Source organism: Pseudoduganella aquatica (genome assembly GCF_020865585.1).
Lineage (GTDB): Bacteria > Pseudomonadota > Gammaproteobacteria > Burkholderiales > Burkholderiaceae_D > Rugamonas > Rugamonas aquatica_A.
Genome location: NZ_CP086370.1, coordinates 2,031,427 through 2,047,073 on the forward strand (window position 1 = coordinate 2,031,427; position 15,647 = coordinate 2,047,073).

Genomic DNA, 15,647 nt, shown 5'->3' on the forward strand with positions numbered 1-15,647 from the left:
CATGCCAGGTGAAACCGAGCCGGGTCTGCTGTTTATTGAAGGCGACCTGAACATCTACCGCGCAGCCGAGCTGAAAGATGCTCTGCTGGGCGCCGTGCGTCATGCACATGCGCACGCCCAGGTGCTGGAAGTGGACCTGGCCGGCGTGACCGAGATCGACACCGCCGGCGTGCAGCTGCTGATGCTGGCCAAGCGCACCGCCCTGCAGCTGCAGCGCGAGCTGCGCCTGGTGGCGCACAGCCCCGCCGTGCTGGACGTGTTCGAGCTGCTGGACCTGGCCGCGTGGTTCGGCGACCCGCTGGTGATGGCGGCCGAACGCGGCAAAGGGAGCGCGGCATGAACCTCGACGACGCACTGCAAACCTTCATCGCGGAGAGCCGCGAGCTGCTGGAGGACATGGAAAACGCGCTGCTGTCGCTGGGGCGCCATGGCGACAAGCTGGAAGCGGTGAACGCCATCTTCCGCGCCGCCCACACCATCAAGGGCTCGGCCGGCTTGTTCAGCCTGGACCACATCGTGGCCTTCACCCATGTGCTGGAAAGCGTGCTCGATGAAGTGCGCGCCGGCGCCGTGGAGACGGACAGCCGGCTGGTCAGCCTGCTGCTGTCCTGCTGCGACCATATCGGCAGCATGACGGACGCGGTGGAAGCCGGCCAGACCAGCGCCGACGCCGCCACCCTGGAGCGCGGCGCGCCCTTGCTGCGGCAGTTGTCCGCCTACCTGGGCGCAGAGCAAGCGCACACCGTTTCCGGCGGCGGCGCCGTCGCCGTAAGCGCCGAGACGGACAGCGTGGAACGCATGGCGGGCAGCGGCGCCGACGGCGACCACTGGCATATCTCGCTGCGCTTCGGCCCGGACGTGCTGCGCAACGGCATGGACCCGATGTCCTTCCTGCGCTACCTGAACCAGATCGGCCGCATCACCGCCATCGCCACCCTGCCGGACGCGATGCCGGAGAACGAGCAGATGGACCCCGAAGCCTGCTACCTGGGCTTTGAAATCGCCTTCGACAGCGCGGCCGACAAGGCCACCATCGAAGCCGTGTTCGAGTTCGTGCAGGACGACTGCACGCTGCGCATTGTGCCGCCGCGCAGCCGCATCGAAGAATACGTGCAGCTGATCCGCGAACTGCCGGAGCGCGCCGGCCGTCTGGGAGAAATCCTGGTGCGCTGCGGCAGCGTGACGGCGCGCGAACTGAGCGTGGCGCTGGACCAGCAGCTGGACGCCGCCAACTGGAGCCCGGGCGGGAACGGCAGCGCGCAAGCGGCCAGCGCGCCCCTGGGCGCCATCCTGGTGGGCCAGGGCACGGTGGAGCCGGAAGTGGTGGCCGCCGCGCTGAACAAGCAGAAGCAGGGCCAGGCAGCAGAACAGAAACCGGCCGAGGCGCGCACCGTGCGCGTGGACGCCGACAAGCTGGACCACCTGATCAACCTGGTGGGCGAACTGATTATCGCGGGCGCCTCGGCCAACCTGATCGCGCGCCGCGTGCGCAACAGCGAACTGCAGGAAAGCACTTCGCGCCTGTCCACGCTGGTGGAGGAGGTGCGCGACAGCGCGCTGCAGCTGCGCATGGTGAAGATAGGCGCCACCTTCAACCGCTTCCAGCGCGTGGTGCACGACGTGTCGCGCGAGCTGGGCAAGGATATTGGCCTGGTCGTCAACGGCGAGGATGCGGAGCTGGACAAGACCGTGGTGGAGAAGATCGGCGACCCGCTGATGCACCTGGTGCGCAACGCCATCGACCACGGCATCGAACCGGCCGAGCAGCGCCGCGCGGCCGGCAAGCCCGCGCGCGGCACGGTGAAGCTGAACGCCTTCCACGACTCGGGCAGCATCGTCATTGAAGTGAGCGACGACGGCGGCGGCTTGAAGAAGGAGCGCATCTTCGCCAAGGCGGTCGAGCGCGGCCTGGTGGAAGCGGATCGCAAGATGAGCGACAGCGAAATCTACGCGCTGATTTTCGAGCCCGGCTTCTCCACCGCCGAACAGGTGACCAATCTGTCCGGGCGCGGCGTGGGCATGGACGTGGTCAAGCGCAACATCAACGCGCTGCGCGGCAGCGTGGGCATAGACAGCACCGAAGGCCGGGGCACCATCGTCACCGTGCGCCTGCCGCTGACGCTGGCCATTATCGACGGCTTCCTGGTCGGCCTGGGCAAGTCCACCTATGTGATCCCGCTCGACACCATAGAGGAATGCATCGAGTTCGCCGCCGAGCCGGGACAGGACTACGCCAATCTGCGCGGCCAGGTGCTGCCCTTCGTGCGCTTGCGCGAGCTGTTCGGCGCGCAGGGAACGGCGGGGCGGCGCGAGTCCATCGTGGTGATCAAGCACGCCGGGCAGCGCGCCGGGCTGGTGGTCGACACCCTGCTGGGCGAATTCCAGACCGTGATCAAACCGCTCAGCCCCGTGTTCAGCGGGGTGCGCTGCATCAGCGGCTCCACCATCCTGGGCAGCGGCGAAGTGGCGCTGATCCTGGACGTGGCGGCGCTGCTGCAGCAGGCCGGCGGCGGCCATGCGCCATTGCAGTCGCAGTCGCAGTCGCACTTGCATCAGATTCAGCAGCACGCAGCTTAAAAATTTCAGGATTTCTTTGGAGATGAACATGTTTAATAAATTATCGGTAGCCGTCCGTCTTGGCCTGCTCGTAGCGATCCTGTCCGTCATCATGCTGGGTATTGGCTACTCGGGCGTCAGCGGCATGTCCTTCAGCAATGAGAAACTGAAGACCGTGTACGAAGACCGCACCGTGGCCCTGGTCCAGCTGGGCAAAGTGACCGAAGCCGGCCTGCGCGTGCGCTACCGCGTGTCGCAAGCCATAGGCGCGACCAACGCCGCCGACCTGGATCAGTCGCTGCAGGCGGTCGTCAAATACGACGGCGTGGTCAAGAAGAACTGGGCCGATTATGCCGCCACCAGCCTGACCACGGAGGAGAAGCGCCTGGTGGCTGATTTCACCACCTCCTGGGCTGCCTATGACGAGAAGCGCAACCAGGTGATCTCGCTGCTGAAGAGCGGCAATGGCGCCGCCGCCAAGGAAAACTTCGGAACGCTCGACAAGCTGTTCAACCCTGCCTTCGACGCCTTGGGCAAGCTGCGCGACCTGCAGGAAAACGTCGCCAAGCAGGAATACGAGGGCGCGCTGGAGAAATACGACGCGGCCTTCAAGCTCAATGTGGGCCTGATCGCGGGCGGCCTGGCCTTCGGCATACTGCTGTCCTGGCTGCTGATCCGCAGCCTGCTGCGCCAGCTGGGCGGCGAGCCTGACTACGCTGCGCAGATCGTCAGCGAAGTCGCAGGCGGCAACCTGGCGCTGGACATCCGCGTCAAGGACGGCGACCGCAGCAGCCTGCTGTACTCGATGAAGCAGATGGTGGACAAGCTGTCGCAAGTGGTTGCCGAAGTGACCAACGGCGCGCAGGTGCTGGCCGGCGCGTCCGAAGAAGTGAGCGCCACCGCGCAGTCGCTGTCGCAAGCGGCCAGCGAGCAGGCGGCCGGCGTGGAGCAGACCAGCGCCTCGGTCGAGGAAATGACGGCCTCCATCGCCCAGAACACCGAGAACGCCAAAGTGACCGACGCCATGGCCAGCAAGGCCGCCATGGAAGCCACCGAAGGCGGTGCGGCGGTGAAGGAAACCGTGGCGGCCATGAAGCAGATCGCCAACAAGATCGTCATCATCGACGACATCGCCTACCAGACCAATCTGCTGGCGCTGAACGCGGCCATCGAAGCGGCGCGCGCCGGTGAGCACGGCAAGGGCTTCGCCGTGGTGGCGGCCGAGGTGCGCAAGCTGGCCGAGCGTTCGCAGGTGGCGGCGCAGGAAATCGGCGAAGTGGCGGCCAGCAGCGTGAGCCTGGCCGAACGCGCCGGCGAGCTGCTCAACTCCATGGTCCCCAACATCAAGAAGACCTCGGACCTGGTGCAGGAAATCACCGCCGCGTCCGAAGAGCAATCGTCCGGCGTGGGCCAGATCAACGCGGCCGTCGGCCAGCTGTCCAGCACCACCCAGCAGAACGCCGCCGGCTCCGAAGAACTGGCCTCCACCGCCGAAGAGATGAGCAGCCAGGCCGAGGAACTGCAGGCCGCCATCGCCTTCTTCCGCGTGTCCGGCGCGTCGGCCGCGCCGGTGCAGCACCGCGCCAACGTGGCGCCCATGCGCCGTCCCGCCGCCAAGGCCGGCGGCCGCAAGCTGGCCGCGCCATCGGGCGGCCATGTGAGCACAGCGCACTTCCCGGACGGCGAGCCGGATGAAGCGCACTTCACCAAATTCTGAGCGGGAGACCAGCATATGAACGCCATGACCCATGTCTCCGCCGGCGCGCCGCAAGGCGCACCGGCACTGGGTGCGGAGCCCCGGCAGTACCTGACCTTCATGCTGGGCGGCGAGATCTATGCGATCGGCATCCTGGCGGTGAAGGAGATCATTGAATACGCAGGACTGACCTCGGTGCCGATGATGCCGGAAGCCATACGCGGCGTGATCAACCTGCGCGGCGCCGTGGTGCCGGTGATGGACCTGGCGGCGCGTTTCGGCCGCGAGGCCAGCGTGGCCACCAAGCGCACCTGCATCATCATCGTTGAAGTGGCGCAGGGCGGCGAGCAGCAGGTGATAGGCGTGATGGTGGACGCCGTCAACGCAGTGCTGGAGATTGCCGCCGCCGACATCGAGCCGGCGCCGTCCTTCGGCGCGCGCATCCGCAGCGACTTCATCGCCGGCATGGGCAAGGTGAACGGCAAGTTCGTGATCCTGCTTGACGCCAGCCAGGTGCTGTCGGTGGACGAAATCAGCGCGCTGGCCGGGGTAGGCGAGCGCGCCCTGGCGGTCGAAGCCTGACCGCCGAACTGCCGCCAAACCGGAATCCCACCATGACGCCAGACGCCATCAGCGACCACGAGTTCGCGCAGTTCCAGCGATTCATTTTTGAAGCCGCCGGCATCACGATGGCGCCCAGCAAAAAGGCGCTGGTCAGCGGCCGCTTGTCCAAGCGGCTGCAGCACCACCGCGTGAAGTCCTACGGCGACTATTTCAAGCTGCTATCGAGCGGCCAGGAGCCGGGCGAGGCGCAGCTGGCGGTGGACCTGCTGACCACCAACGAGACCTATTTCTTCCGCGAGAACAAGCACTTCGACTTGCTGCGCAAGGTGGCGCAGGAAGCGCGTGGACGCAGCCAGTCTCTGCGCGTGTGGAGCGCTGCCTGTTCCACCGGCGAAGAGCCCTACAGCATCGCCATGGTGCTGGCCGACGTGCTGGCCGACCAGGCCTGGGAAATCACCGCCACCGACATCAGCACCCGCGTGCTGCAGAAGGCGCGCTACGGCCACTACCCCATGGAACGCACCGGAAATATCCCGCGCGAGTACCTGCAGCGCTTCTGCCTGAAAGGCATGGACCAGTACGCGGGCACGCTGCTGGTGCAGCGCCCGCTGCGCAAGCGGGTGCAGTTCCTTGAGATGAATCTGAACACGGCCTTGCCGCAGTTGGGCAGCTTCGACGTGATCTTCCTGCGCAATGTGCTGATCTACTTCAGCACCGACACCAAGCGCCAGGTTGTGGCGCGCGTGGCGCAGCTGCTCAAGCCCGGCGGCTACCTGTTCATCGGCCACTCCGAAAGCCTGAACGACATCAACAACGACGTGGCCATGGTGGCGCCGTCGATCTACCGCAAGCCCTAAGACCGCACCATGAAAAACATCCAGGTCCTGGTCGTTGACGATTCAGCGGTGGTGCGGCAGGTACTGAGCGCGCTGCTGAATGGCGCGCCGGGCATAGAGGTGCTGCACGCGGTGGCCGATCCGCTGCTGGCGATGGAGCGCATGCGCCTGAGCTGGCCGGACGTGGTGGTGCTCGACATCGAAATGCCGCGCATGGACGGCCTGACCTTCCTGCGCAAGATCATGGCGGACAAGCCGGTGCCGGTGGTGATCTGCTCGTCCATGACGGCCGACAGCACGCAGCTCTCGGTGGAGGCGCTATCGGCCGGCGCGGTGGCGGTGATCAACCGCCCGCGCCTGAACGTGCGCGAATACCTGCACGGCCACGCGGACGAACTGATCGCAGCGGTGCGCATGGCTGCGGGCAGCACGCCGAAAGCGGCGATTGCGCCGGCGGCAAAGACCGCGCGGCCAGCCAAGCCGGCGCCTGCCGGGGCCACCCGCAAATACGGCCCGCTGCCGCCGGCCCCGGAAAAATTCACCGCCGACGCCATCCTCGCGCCGGCGGCGGGCGCCGTCTCGGTGCGCACCGAACCGCTGGTGGCGATAGGCACCTCCACCGGCGGTACCCAGGCGCTGGAGGAGTTGCTGGCGGCGCTGCCGGCCCATGCGCCCGGCATCGTCATCGTGCAGCACATGCCGGAGAAGTTCACGGCGGCCTTCGCGGCCCGGCTGGATAGCCTGTGCGCCATCACCGTCAAGGAGGCTGAAAGTAATGACCAACTGCGTCCCGGCCTGGCCCTGATCGCGCCGGGCGGCAAGCATATGCTGTTGCGCCGCAACGGCAACCAGTACTACGTGGACGTGATAGACGGCCCGCTGGTAAACCGCCACCGGCCCTCGGTGGATGTGCTGTTCCGCTCCGTGGCCAAGTGCGCGGGCGCCAACGCGCTGGGCGTGATCATGACCGGCATGGGCGACGACGGCGCCGCCGGCATGCTGGAGATGCGCAAGGCCGGCGCGCGCACCGTGGCGCAGGACGAAAAAAGTTGTGTGGTGTACGGCATGCCTATGGAGGCGGTAAAGCTGGGCGCGGTCGACAAGATCGTGCCGCTGGGCGCCATCGACCGCGAAATCATGGCGCAGCGGGGTGGCGCATGAAAGACTGGTCCACCCATACCGCGCTGGTGGTGGAAGACAGCGCCGTGCAGCGCACCCACATGGTGAGCATGCTGCGTTCGCTGGGCTTCGGCCTGGTGCTGGAAGCCTGGAACGGCGAGGACGCGTTGGAAGTGCTGGACCAGCACCTGCGCAGCAGCGGCCAGCAGGGTGTGCAGCTGGTGCTGACCGACCTGGACATGCCACGCATGGACGGCATAGAACTGATACGCCACCTGAACGAACGCAAACAGACCGACAGCCTGATCGTCATGAGCGCGCGCGACCCGCGCCTGCTCGAGATCGTGGAGAACATGGACGCCGACAACACCGGCCTGAATCTGCTCGGCACCCTGCTCAAGCCGGTGATGATGGACGACCTCAACGTGCTGCTGCGGCGCGTGGGCCAGGTGCGGCAAAGCCCGGCGGCGGTGCTGGAACGTCCCGACCTGCGGCTGGAAGACCTGGAGCAGGCACTGGCCGCATCGCAGTTCGTGCCGGTGTTCCAGCCCAAGATATCGATGAGCTCCGGCCTGATCAAAGGCCTGGAAGCGCTGGCGCGCTGGGAGCATCCCGAGCAGGGGCTGCTGGCGCCGTGGCACTTCATCTCCTGCATCGAAGGCACGCCGCTGATGGCGGGCTTCACGCTGTCCATCGTGCAGCAGTCGCTGGCGCGGCTGGTGGAGTGGCAGCGCATCGGCCTGACGTCGATGAAGGTGTCGATCAACCTCTCGGCAGACATCCTGGCCGAGCGCGGCTTTATCGACAAGCTCGATGAGCTGGTGGAGTCGTATGGCATTTCGCCCGAGCTGGTGATCTGGGAGATCACCGAGACCATGGTGATGAACAACCTGGCGCAGGCGCTGGCCAACGTGGCGAGGCTGCGGCTGAAAGGCTACGGCCTGGCGATGGACGACTACGGCATAGGCTACTCCTCGATCCAGCAGTTGTCGCGCTGCCCGTTCACGGAGCTGAAGATAGACCGCATGTTCGTGGACGGCGCATCGCAGCGCCCGAACCGGCGCGTGATCCTGGAAAGCGCCATCGAAATGGGCCAGCGCCTGGGTGTGACCACGGTGGCCGAAGGCGTGGAAAAACTGAGCGACTGGGCGCTGCTGCGCGAGCTGGGCTGCGAACTGGCGCAAGGCTATCTGATCGCGCGCCCCATGCCGGCCGGCGAGATCGCCTCCTGGATCAAGGGCAACCGCGCCCGCCTGCGCAAGCTCTCGCTGCCCGCCACCGCGCTACGCTAAGGACGCGCAGGCAGCGCTTCAATAGGCGCCGTGCGGCAGGCTGTGGTCAAGGTCGAAGAACTGCTGCATCAGCCAGCGGCCGGCAGGCCCCGGCTCCTCGTCGCTGCGGTGGATCACGAAGAGCGGATACTGGAAGGCCTTGCCGTCGGCGATATCGAGCTGCACCAGGCGGCCGTTGCTTAAATCATCGTAGATCAGGGCGTGCGGCATGCTGCCCCATCCCAGGCCGCCGCGCAGCAGCGCGTGCTTGGACGCCAGGTCCCCCAGGCGCCAGTTGCGCAGGCCCACCACGCCGAAGTCCTTGCCGGCGGTGAGCTGGCTGCGGTCCGTCAGCACCAGCTGCATATGGTCGCGCAGCGCCGCCGCCGGAATCTTGCCCTCGATTTTGGCCAGCGGATGGTCCGGTGCGCACACCGGCATCATGGTCACCTCGCCGGCCGCGCGGCGCTCGATGGCGTCCGGCGGCGCGATCACGCCGCCGCAAATGCCGATATGGCACACCCGCTCCAGCACCAGCTGCGTCACCGCGCCCAGCGCCTCGGTGCGCAAGCGCATCGCCACGGTGGGATAGGTCTGCTGGAAGTCGTTCAGGATGCGCACCAGCAGGCAAGTAGGGAACATCACATCCACCACCAGCGACACCTCCGCCTCCAGCCCTGCCGACAGCGCCTTGGCGCGCGAGCGCATGCTGTCCACCTTCATCGACACGGCGCGTGCATCGGCCAATAGCGCGCGGCCCGCCTCGGTGAGCGTGGGCTTGCGCTTGCTGCGGTCCAGCAGCGCGATATTGAGCTGCTCCTCCAGGTTGGCGATGGTGTAGCTGATGACCGACTGCGTGCGGTGCAGCGCGCGCGCCGCATGCGCGAAACCGCCATGGTCGATAACGGCGATGAACACGCGCAGCTGGTCCAGGGAGGGAAGGCCGGGATCTCTCATGATCTAAAAAATCGATACTATCGATAGAAATTTACTGTATTTCCTCGATATTAAACCCGAACTAAGATGCATGCAATCCCAGCCGGGTCCCACATATTGAAGGAGCAGCATCATGGCAAACGTACTTTACATCAACAGCAGCGTGCGTAATTCCGGTTCCCTGTCGCGTCAGCTGTCGGCCGAATTCATCGCCAAATGGAAAGCCGCCAACCCGTCCGACACCGTTGTCGAGCGCGACCTGGCCGCCAACCCGGTGCCGCACCTGACCGAACAGATGATGGGCGCCTTCTTCACCCCGGCCGAAGCGCGCAACGCCGACCAGGCCTACACCGTCAAGACCTCGGACACCCTGGTAGCCGAAGTGCAGGCAGCGGACGTGATCGTGATCGGCGCGCCGATGTACAACTTCTCGGTCAGCTCCACGCTGAAAGCCTGGATCGACCACATTGCCCGTGCCGGCGTGACCTTTGTGTACGGCGCCAACGGCCCTGAAGGCCAGCTGAAAGGCAAGAAAGTCTACGTCTTCACCGCCGCCGGCGGCGTCTACAGCGAAGGCCCTGCCTCCGCCTACGACCACCTGAGCACCTACCTGCGCGCCGTGCTGGGCTTCCTGGGCATGACCGACGTCACCTTCATCCAGGCCGAAGGCGTCGCCATGGGCGAGCAAGCCGTCGCCGACACCCTGGCCAAGAGCCGGAAGTCGATCGACGACCTGGTCGCCGCCTAAGCAAGCTGAGCCGCATTCGCACCACTTCGGGGTCTGACCCCGAATTGGGGGAAATGCGGCTCAGGTCGCTTGTAGGAATCCGTGGCGTTTTGTAGGAATTCTTGGCGGAAGGTATCATGGGGCTATCGTGCCCCGGAGCCTGCCCATGAAACGCAAACTGCATCTGCTCGTTATTGATCCGCAAAATGATTTTTGCGATCTGCCGCCGGCTTATTTGCCGGAGAATCCGGCGACCAAGGGCGTGCATGCGCCCGCGCTGCCGGTCCCCGGCGCGCACCAGGATATGCTGCGCCTGGCCGGCCTGATCAACCGTGGCCGCCACGGCTTGACGGCCATCAGCGTTACGCTCGATTCCCACCACCGCTACGACATCGCGCATCCCGGCTTCTGGCTCAACGCGGAGGGCGCCGCGCCTGAACCCTTTACACAGATCACCGCCGCCGACGTGCGCGAGAAGAAGTTCCTGCCGCGCGACAGCGCCGCCTTGCCGCGCGCGCTCGCCTATCTGGATGCGCTGGAACAGGCCGAACGCTACCGCTTGATGATCTGGCCGGTGCACTGCGAGATCGGCTCCTGGGGCCACAATGTGCACGAGGACGTGCGCTCGGCCTATAACCGCTGGGAGGACGCCGCGCTCGGCACCGTCGCCAAGATTACCAAGGGCTCCAATCCCTGGACCGAGCACTATTCGGCCGTGATGGCCGAGGTGCCCGACAGCGCGGATCCGGACACGCAGCTGAACCAGGCGCTGATCGATCGCCTGGCCGAGGCCGATCTGGTCTACATCGCCGGCGAGGCCGGCAGCCATTGCGTGAAGGCGACCGCCGAGCATATCGCCGCGCAGTTCGCGGCGCGCTTCGGTGAGGAGGGCTTGCGCCGCCTGGTGCTGATCACCGACTGCATGAGCCCCGTGGCCGGTTTCTGCGACCAGTACCAGGACTTCCTGGAGGAGATGGAAGAATCCGGCGTGCGCCTGGCGCAGTCGGGCGACGTGCTGCAGGAGCTGCTGCTCAATGCCGGCCGCTGATGCCTACACTGGCCGACAGGAGAACGATTTGATGATCCCCGTAGTACGCAGCCTGCTTGAAACCGACCTGTATAAATTCAGCATGTGGCAGGCTTTGCTGCACAGCCATCCCGGCGCGCATGCCGAGTATGAGTTCCTGTGCCGGAATACGCCGGTGTTCCCGCTGGCCGAGCTGGCCGACGAGGTCAACGCGCAGCTGGACCATTTGTGCGCCATGTCCTTTGCCGACGACGAGCTGGACTACCTGCGTTCGCTGCGCTACATGAAGCCGGACTTCGTGGACTTCCTGGCGGTGTTCCGCTTCCAGCGCAAATTCATCCAGGTGGAGGTCGTTGGCGAGACGCTGGCCATCCGCGCGGTGGGGCCGCAGGTGCACGTGATGGGCTTCGAGATCTTCGTGCTCTACATCGTCAACGAACTGTACTTCCGCCGCTTCGACCAGCCCGGCGCCTTGGCCGAGGGCCGCGAGCGCCTGCTCGACAAGATCGCGTCGCTGAAGGCCTTCGGCCTGCAGCCGGGCTTGCGCCATCCCTTCGAGTTTTCCGACTTCGGCCTGCGCCGCCGCTTCTCGGCCGAGTGGCACGATGAGGTGGTGCTGCGCCTGGCGGCGGAGGTGCCGCAGTATTTCAAGGGCACGTCCAATGTCTACCTGGCCAAGCGCCTGGGCACGGTGCCCATCGGGACCATGGCGCACGAGTACATGCAGTCCTTCCAGGCTTTCGGCGTGCGCCTGCGCGACTTCCAGAAGGCCGCGCTGGAGGACTGGGTGCAGGAGTACCGGGGCGACCTGGGCGTGGCGCTGACCGACGTGGTGGGCATGGACGCCTTCCTGGACGACTTCGACCTGTACTTCGCCAAGCTGTTCGACGGCCTGCGCCACGATTCGGGCGACCCGCTGCTGTGGGGTGAGAAGGCGCTGGCGCACTACGCGGCGCTGCGCATCGACGCCAACACCAAGCGCCTGGTGTTCTCGGACGGTCTGGACCTGCCGACCGCCTTCAGCCTGTACCGCCATTTCGCGGGCCGCATCATGACCGGCTTTGGCATCGGCACCAATCTCACCAACGACGTCGGCCTTACGCCGCTCAACATCGTCATGAAGCTGGTGCGCTGCAACGGCCAGTCGGTGGCCAAGCTGTCGGATTCGCCGGGCAAAACCATGTGCAAGGACGAGACCTTCCTGGCCTATCTGCGCCAGGTGTTCCACCACCCGGCTTAGTTCGCCGTCTTCTGGAAGCGCATCCGGTAGTCGCCGGGTGTGACGCCCAGTCGGCGCTGGAACGCGCGCCGCAGTCCATTCGGGTTGCCGAAACCGCTCCACGCGGCCACGCGCTTGAGCGGATTGGCGGTGTCTTCCAGCAGACGACGGGCGGCGTCGATGCGGGCGCCCTCGACGAAGTCGGCCGGCGTCATGCCGGTGTCCTGTTTGAACAGGCGCGAGAAATTGCGCGTGCTCATGCCGGCGCGCGCCGCCATATCGTCCACCGACATCGGTTCGGCCAGGCTGGCCAGCACCCATTCCTGAACCTCTCGTATCGCACTGCGCTCGGACGATTGCGCGGCCAGGTGCGCGCTGAATTGCGATTGTCCGCCCGGCCGCTTTAGGAACATCACCAGTTCGCGCGCGGTGTTCAGCGCCGTTTCGCGTCCGAGGTCTTCCTCCACCAGGGCCAGCGCAAGGTCCATGCCGGCGCTGACGCCGGCGGAGGTGTACAGGGTACCGTCACGCACATAAATCTGGTCCGCCTCTACATGCACCTTGGGATGCTTGCGCGCCAGCTTGGCGGAACTGTTCCAGTGGGTGGTGACGTGTTTGCCGTCCAGCAGGCCGGCTCGCGCCAGCAGGAAGGCGCCGCTGCAGACGGACCCGAGCCGCCGCACCTGGCCTGCCTGGGTGCGCAGCCATTCCAGCAGTGCTGCCTGGTCGTCCAGCGCGTCGATGTGCGGACTGCCCGCCACCAGCAGCGTATCGATGCCGCCGTCGACTGCATCCATCGCCGCGCTGGCAATCAGCGCCATGCCGTTCGATGCCTGGACCGGCCCCGCTTGCGGCGCCACCAGTTCAAGCTGATAGGCGTCCGGTTTGCCGGCTTGGCGCGCGGCTTCGCTGAACACTTCGAGCGGGCCGACCGCGTCCAGCATTTGCACGCCGGGGAAGATCAACAAGGCGATACGCATGGTGTGCTCCTCTGGGCTCAGGCTGTGAGCAGTTTGCCGGTGAACAGCGCATGAAGCGTGCGCACCAGCAGAGTGGCAATGGCGCCGGTAAGGAAGGCCAGCAGGGCGGCGGCCAGCACTGCGTGCACGCCGCTGCCGGTGGCGTCAGCGTACTTCAGGGCGGCGTTCGATAGGGCGGCCAGCGGGAAGCCGATGGCCCACCAGGAGGCGGCGAACCGCACCGAGGGGCGGAACACGCGCAGCGACACCACCACGAACATGAACAGGCCGAAGTAGAACAGCATGGAGGCGAACATGTCGGCTTGGTGCATCAGGTTGACGTAGGCCAGGAAACCGACTTCGAAAGGGGCGATCAGTATCATCAGCGAAGGTGTCATGCCGGCGGGCAGGGCTTCGCTGTGCACCAGGCGCGAGAAGATCAGTACGAAGAACACCACGGCCAGCACGCTGCCGATGGCCACGGCCAGCATATTCACTTCATACGCCCATGGCATCGGCATGGTGGCGCCGGTGACGGCGATGTCCAGCGTGGCCACGCCGGGGATCAGCCAGGCGGGAACGGCGCTGCCTGTTGCGGCGCTCCCGCGCAGAAGGCGGTTGACTACGATAAAGCTGAGCACGATGGTGCTTGCCACGCCCATGGTCCATACAGCCTGCTGCAGCACGGGGCTGTAGCGGTCCAGCAAGGTGGACAGCAGCAAGAGGGAGATGGTGATTGTGCCGAAGAAATTCCCGGCGACCGGATGCGTGAACTCCTTGCACACGGCGTCCGGATAGCTGGCTGCTTTCACCAGATAGCCTGCTGCGAGCAGCAGGAAGGCGGTGATGGCCAGCATGCCGATGCCATTGGCGATTGCGATGTCGGCGCCGAATGTCTTGGCTGCGAGCCGCCAGGCCAGGGCCAGGCCGGACAGACCCATGACCGAAGCAAACAGGTTGACTGGCAGATGCTGGATGGATGAGCGCCCGGCGGGCAGGGCGGCGGCGCTGATATTGGGGTTGGCAGCTTGCATGAAGAACTCCTGGGAGTGGTTTCGATGACTCATTATCTGCCGCGCAGGCTGTGGCTGAAAGTGATACAAAGCGTCAATTTCAGCCAAATATGCGCGGCGGCCAGCCATGCCGGGGGAGCTTGCAGCAGCAGGCTGGCCATTGGCCGAAACCGGCGCCAGTCTGGCCGTTGGCGCCGCCACGCGCCGCTAACACGCGCCCGCCGCCGCATCGCACAATCGCTGCCTGACCGCGTGCTGCGGTGGTTTTTCAAGGAATGATCATGGCTTGGATTTACCTGGCAATTGCCGGGCTGTTGGAGATTGCATTCGCGTTGGGAATGAAATGGTCGCAGGGCTTTACCCGGCCGCTGCCGGGCGTGGCGACCGCTGTGCTGGGGATTGCCAGTATCTGGCTGCTGTCGGTATCGTTGCGCGCGCTGCCAGTGGGGACGGCTTATGCGGTATGGACAGGCATTGGCGCCGTCGGGACTGCCCTGGTTGGCATCGTTTTTCTGGGCGACGCTGCCTCTCCGGCGCGCGTGGCCTGCCTGGCCGCCATTATCGGCGGGCTGATCGGCTTGAAACTGCTGGCCGGCGATGGGTGAGCGGCGGGCCGGGCTCAGGCGTCGATGGCGTTGTGGCGCTGCAGGATGGACTCGGCCTGTTCGCGCTGTTCGTCGTCCAGCGTGTCCACGCTGAGCAGGGCGACCGGGCGCGGGCGCCGCTCGTCGGTGCGGTCTACGTCGTCCGGTGTGAGGGAATTGAAGATATTGTCGACCGCGCTGACGGTGGTGCTCTGTTCGCGCGCGCGGTGCGGCGCGAGCTTGAGGGCATTGGCCGGGAAGCCTGCGGCCAGCAGCGCGCCATGCGCGGCCTCGGCGTCTTCCTGCGACATGAAATTGCGGTGAATAGTATGGGCCATGACGGCGTGCTCCTGGTGTGCGTGATGGCTGGATTGTGCGCGAAAGCGGCGCGCTGTGTCGCCGCTTTCGGCCTTGCTTAGAATCCGGTGATGACGGTTTCGGTGTGCTCCACTTTAGGCGGCTGCGCAAAGAAGCCGCCCACCAGCGCGCGCCAGGCCTGGAAGTCTTCGCTGCCGCGGAAATCGACGGTATGGTTTTCCAGCGTGGCCCAGTTGATGACCAGGTGATAGGTATCGGGCCGCTCGATGATGCGCTCCAGGCGCATCGCCTCGCAGCCTTTGGCGCGCTTGAACAGCGGCACCGCTTGCTGCACGGCCGCTTCGAAGGCGGCGTTGGTGTCCGGTTTGATCTGGATTTCTGCAACTTCGTAAATCATGGTCAGGTCCTCTCGTTGGCAATCCATCCATTTTGCCCGAAAGCACAAAACCATGCAGGCCGTTGCTGCAATACCAGCAATCAGGACGGCGTGGCGGCCAGTGGCCGTCCGGGATCGGGCCGCTCTGGATCGAGGCCATCTTGCTTGCACTTTTCGATGTAGTACTGCACGGACTCAATAAACGCTGCTCTCAGGCCACCCACCGTATCCGCTTCATAAGTCACCAGATCACTGATCTGAAGGATTTTTCCGAACAGGCAGTCATCCTCCAGGCTGACTTCCACCGATCCCGTATATCCGGCATGGCTTAGGTAGACTTCGCTCATGTGTTCTCCTTGATGGCGACACCATAGCTTCGCGTTTGATAGGGATTAAGTCCTGCGGGTGTTGGCAGTCACTGATCCTTTAAATTGCAGCATCCTGTC

17 protein-coding genes are annotated in these 15,647 nt (G+C 65.4%); 11 read left to right on the top strand and 6 right to left on the bottom strand.

Annotation, left to right across the window (positions count from 1 at the left end; translation table 11 throughout):
* Position 1 precedes the first annotated feature (1 nt).
* Genes KT882_RS08965 through KT882_RS08995 form a run of 7 tightly spaced genes read left to right on the top strand, consistent with a single transcriptional unit; the run spans position 2 to position 8,063 of the window.
* Complete coding sequence (locus KT882_RS08965) at positions 2–340, top strand: STAS domain-containing protein (RefSeq protein ID WP_161072414.1); 339 nt, start codon at positions 2–4, stop codon at positions 338–340.
* Entirely contained in the window at positions 337–2,577 is a 2,241-nt protein-coding gene (locus tag KT882_RS08970; protein ID WP_161072413.1) for a chemotaxis protein CheA, read from the top strand. Before KT882_RS08965 ends, KT882_RS08970 begins: the two co-directional genes overlap by 4 nt.
* A gap of 28 nt (positions 2,578–2,605) precedes the next feature.
* Positions 2,606–4,273: a methyl-accepting chemotaxis protein gene (locus KT882_RS08975; protein WP_161072412.1), complete on the top strand. Its 1,668-nt coding sequence runs from the start codon at positions 2,606–2,608 to the stop codon at positions 4,271–4,273.
* A 24-nt stretch (positions 4,274–4,297) separates the two neighbouring features.
* On the top strand, positions 4,298–4,834 hold the full coding sequence (locus KT882_RS08980) for a chemotaxis protein CheW (protein WP_228896584.1): 537 nt from the start codon (positions 4,298–4,300) through the stop codon (positions 4,832–4,834).
* 32 nt (positions 4,835–4,866) lie between these two features.
* Entirely contained in the window at positions 4,867–5,673 is an 807-nt protein-coding gene (locus KT882_RS08985) for a CheR family methyltransferase (RefSeq protein WP_228895384.1), read from the top strand.
* 9 nt (positions 5,674–5,682) lie between these two features.
* Positions 5,683–6,813: a protein-glutamate methylesterase/protein-glutamine glutaminase gene (locus KT882_RS08990; protein WP_228895385.1), complete on the top strand. Its 1,131-nt coding sequence runs from the start codon at positions 5,683–5,685 to the stop codon at positions 6,811–6,813.
* Positions 6,810–8,063, top strand: coding sequence for an EAL domain-containing response regulator (locus KT882_RS08995; protein WP_228895387.1), 1,254 nt, complete (start codon positions 6,810–6,812; stop codon positions 8,061–8,063). Before KT882_RS08990 ends, KT882_RS08995 begins: the two co-directional genes overlap by 4 nt.
* An 18-nt stretch (positions 8,064–8,081) precedes the next feature.
* Here KT882_RS08995 and KT882_RS09000 read toward each other — a convergent pair whose 3' ends face one another.
* The gene (locus KT882_RS09000; protein ID WP_161072408.1) at positions 8,082–8,999 is read right to left on the bottom strand and encodes a LysR family transcriptional regulator; all 918 of its coding nucleotides are present in this window, start codon (positions 8,997–8,999) and stop codon (positions 8,082–8,084) included.
* 112 nt (positions 9,000–9,111) lie between these two features.
* On the opposite strand from KT882_RS09000, the gene KT882_RS09005 reads away from it, so the two are divergent.
* The 3 genes from KT882_RS09005 to pncB all read left to right on the top strand — a co-directional run bounded on the left by KT882_RS09005 (position 9,112) and on the right by pncB (position 11,972).
* The gene (locus KT882_RS09005) at positions 9,112–9,726 is read left to right on the top strand and encodes an FMN-dependent NADH-azoreductase (RefSeq protein WP_161072407.1); all 615 of its coding nucleotides are present in this window, start codon (positions 9,112–9,114) and stop codon (positions 9,724–9,726) included.
* Positions 9,727–9,871: 145 nt separating this feature from the next.
* Positions 9,872–10,753, top strand: coding sequence for a cysteine hydrolase family protein (locus KT882_RS09010; RefSeq protein ID WP_228895390.1), 882 nt, complete (start codon positions 9,872–9,874; stop codon positions 10,751–10,753).
* Positions 10,754–10,784: 31 nt separating this feature from the next.
* A complete protein-coding gene (gene pncB, locus KT882_RS09015; RefSeq protein WP_187358692.1) occupies positions 10,785–11,972 on the top strand; it encodes a nicotinate phosphoribosyltransferase in 1,188 nt (395 codons plus the stop codon).
* Here the strand turns inward: pncB and KT882_RS09020 are convergent.
* Complete coding sequence (locus KT882_RS09020) at positions 11,969–12,931, bottom strand: GlxA family transcriptional regulator (RefSeq protein WP_228895392.1); 963 nt, start codon at positions 12,929–12,931, stop codon at positions 11,969–11,971. The genes pncB and KT882_RS09020 overlap by 4 nt on opposite strands.
* 17 nt (positions 12,932–12,948) lie before the next feature.
* Positions 12,949–13,944, bottom strand: a complete 996-nt coding sequence (locus tag KT882_RS09025; protein WP_161072403.1) for an SLAC1 anion channel family protein — start codon at positions 13,942–13,944, stop codon at positions 12,949–12,951.
* Positions 13,945–14,204: 260 nt separating this feature from the next.
* Here KT882_RS09025 and KT882_RS09030 point away from each other — a divergent pair, with 260 nt between their 5' ends.
* Complete coding sequence (locus KT882_RS09030; protein WP_161072402.1) at positions 14,205–14,528, top strand: DMT family transporter; 324 nt, start codon at positions 14,205–14,207, stop codon at positions 14,526–14,528.
* A 14-nt stretch (positions 14,529–14,542) separates the two neighbouring features.
* Here the strand turns inward: KT882_RS09030 and KT882_RS09035 are convergent, their stop codons facing one another.
* The 3 genes from KT882_RS09035 to KT882_RS09045 all read right to left on the bottom strand — a co-directional run bounded on the left by KT882_RS09035 (position 14,543) and on the right by KT882_RS09045 (position 15,548).
* The gene (locus tag KT882_RS09035; protein WP_228895394.1) at positions 14,543–14,845 is read right to left on the bottom strand and encodes a hypothetical protein; all 303 of its coding nucleotides are present in this window, start codon (positions 14,843–14,845) and stop codon (positions 14,543–14,545) included.
* A gap of 77 nt (positions 14,846–14,922) precedes the next feature.
* A complete protein-coding gene (locus KT882_RS09040; RefSeq protein WP_161072400.1) occupies positions 14,923–15,222 on the bottom strand; it encodes an antibiotic biosynthesis monooxygenase family protein in 300 nt (99 codons plus the stop codon).
* Between the two features lie 80 nt (positions 15,223–15,302).
* The gene (locus KT882_RS09045) at positions 15,303–15,548 is read right to left on the bottom strand and encodes a hypothetical protein (RefSeq protein ID WP_161072399.1); all 246 of its coding nucleotides are present in this window, start codon (positions 15,546–15,548) and stop codon (positions 15,303–15,305) included.
* Positions 15,549–15,647 lie beyond the last annotated feature (99 nt).

Excerpts from the sequence above, each read along its gene's own strand:
- KT882_RS08965 (WP_161072414.1), top strand. The coding sequence starts at position 2 with ATGCCAGGTGAAACCGAGCCGGGTCTGCTGTTTATTGAAGGCGACCTG.
- KT882_RS08970 (WP_161072413.1), top strand. The coding sequence starts at position 337 with ATGAACCTCGACGACGCACTGCAAACCTTCATCGCGGAGAGCCGCGAG.
- KT882_RS08975 (WP_161072412.1), top strand. The coding sequence starts at position 2,606 with ATGTTTAATAAATTATCGGTAGCCGTCCGTCTTGGCCTGCTCGTAGCG.
- KT882_RS08980 (WP_228896584.1), top strand. The coding sequence starts at position 4,298 with ATGACCCATGTCTCCGCCGGCGCGCCGCAAGGCGCACCGGCACTGGGT.
- KT882_RS08985 (WP_228895384.1), top strand. The coding sequence starts at position 4,867 with ATGACGCCAGACGCCATCAGCGACCACGAGTTCGCGCAGTTCCAGCGA.
- KT882_RS08990 (WP_228895385.1), top strand. The coding sequence starts at position 5,683 with ATGAAAAACATCCAGGTCCTGGTCGTTGACGATTCAGCGGTGGTGCGG.
- KT882_RS08995 (WP_228895387.1), top strand. The coding sequence starts at position 6,810 with ATGAAAGACTGGTCCACCCATACCGCGCTGGTGGTGGAAGACAGCGCC.
- KT882_RS09000 (WP_161072408.1), bottom strand. The coding sequence starts at position 8,999 with ATGAGAGATCCCGGCCTTCCCTCCCTGGACCAGCTGCGCGTGTTCATC.
- KT882_RS09005 (WP_161072407.1), top strand. The coding sequence starts at position 9,112 with ATGGCAAACGTACTTTACATCAACAGCAGCGTGCGTAATTCCGGTTCC.
- KT882_RS09010 (WP_228895390.1), top strand. The coding sequence starts at position 9,872 with ATGAAACGCAAACTGCATCTGCTCGTTATTGATCCGCAAAATGATTTT.
- pncB (WP_187358692.1), top strand. The coding sequence starts at position 10,785 with ATGATCCCCGTAGTACGCAGCCTGCTTGAAACCGACCTGTATAAATTC.
- KT882_RS09020 (WP_228895392.1), bottom strand. The coding sequence starts at position 12,931 with ATGCGTATCGCCTTGTTGATCTTCCCCGGCGTGCAAATGCTGGACGCG.
- KT882_RS09025 (WP_161072403.1), bottom strand. The coding sequence starts at position 13,944 with ATGCAAGCTGCCAACCCCAATATCAGCGCCGCCGCCCTGCCCGCCGGG.
- KT882_RS09030 (WP_161072402.1), top strand. The coding sequence starts at position 14,205 with ATGGCTTGGATTTACCTGGCAATTGCCGGGCTGTTGGAGATTGCATTC.
- KT882_RS09035 (WP_228895394.1), bottom strand. The coding sequence starts at position 14,845 with ATGGCCCATACTATTCACCGCAATTTCATGTCGCAGGAAGACGCCGAG.
- KT882_RS09040 (WP_161072400.1), bottom strand. The coding sequence starts at position 15,222 with ATGATTTACGAAGTTGCAGAAATCCAGATCAAACCGGACACCAACGCC.
- KT882_RS09045 (WP_161072399.1), bottom strand. The coding sequence starts at position 15,548 with ATGAGCGAAGTCTACCTAAGCCATGCCGGATATACGGGATCGGTGGAA.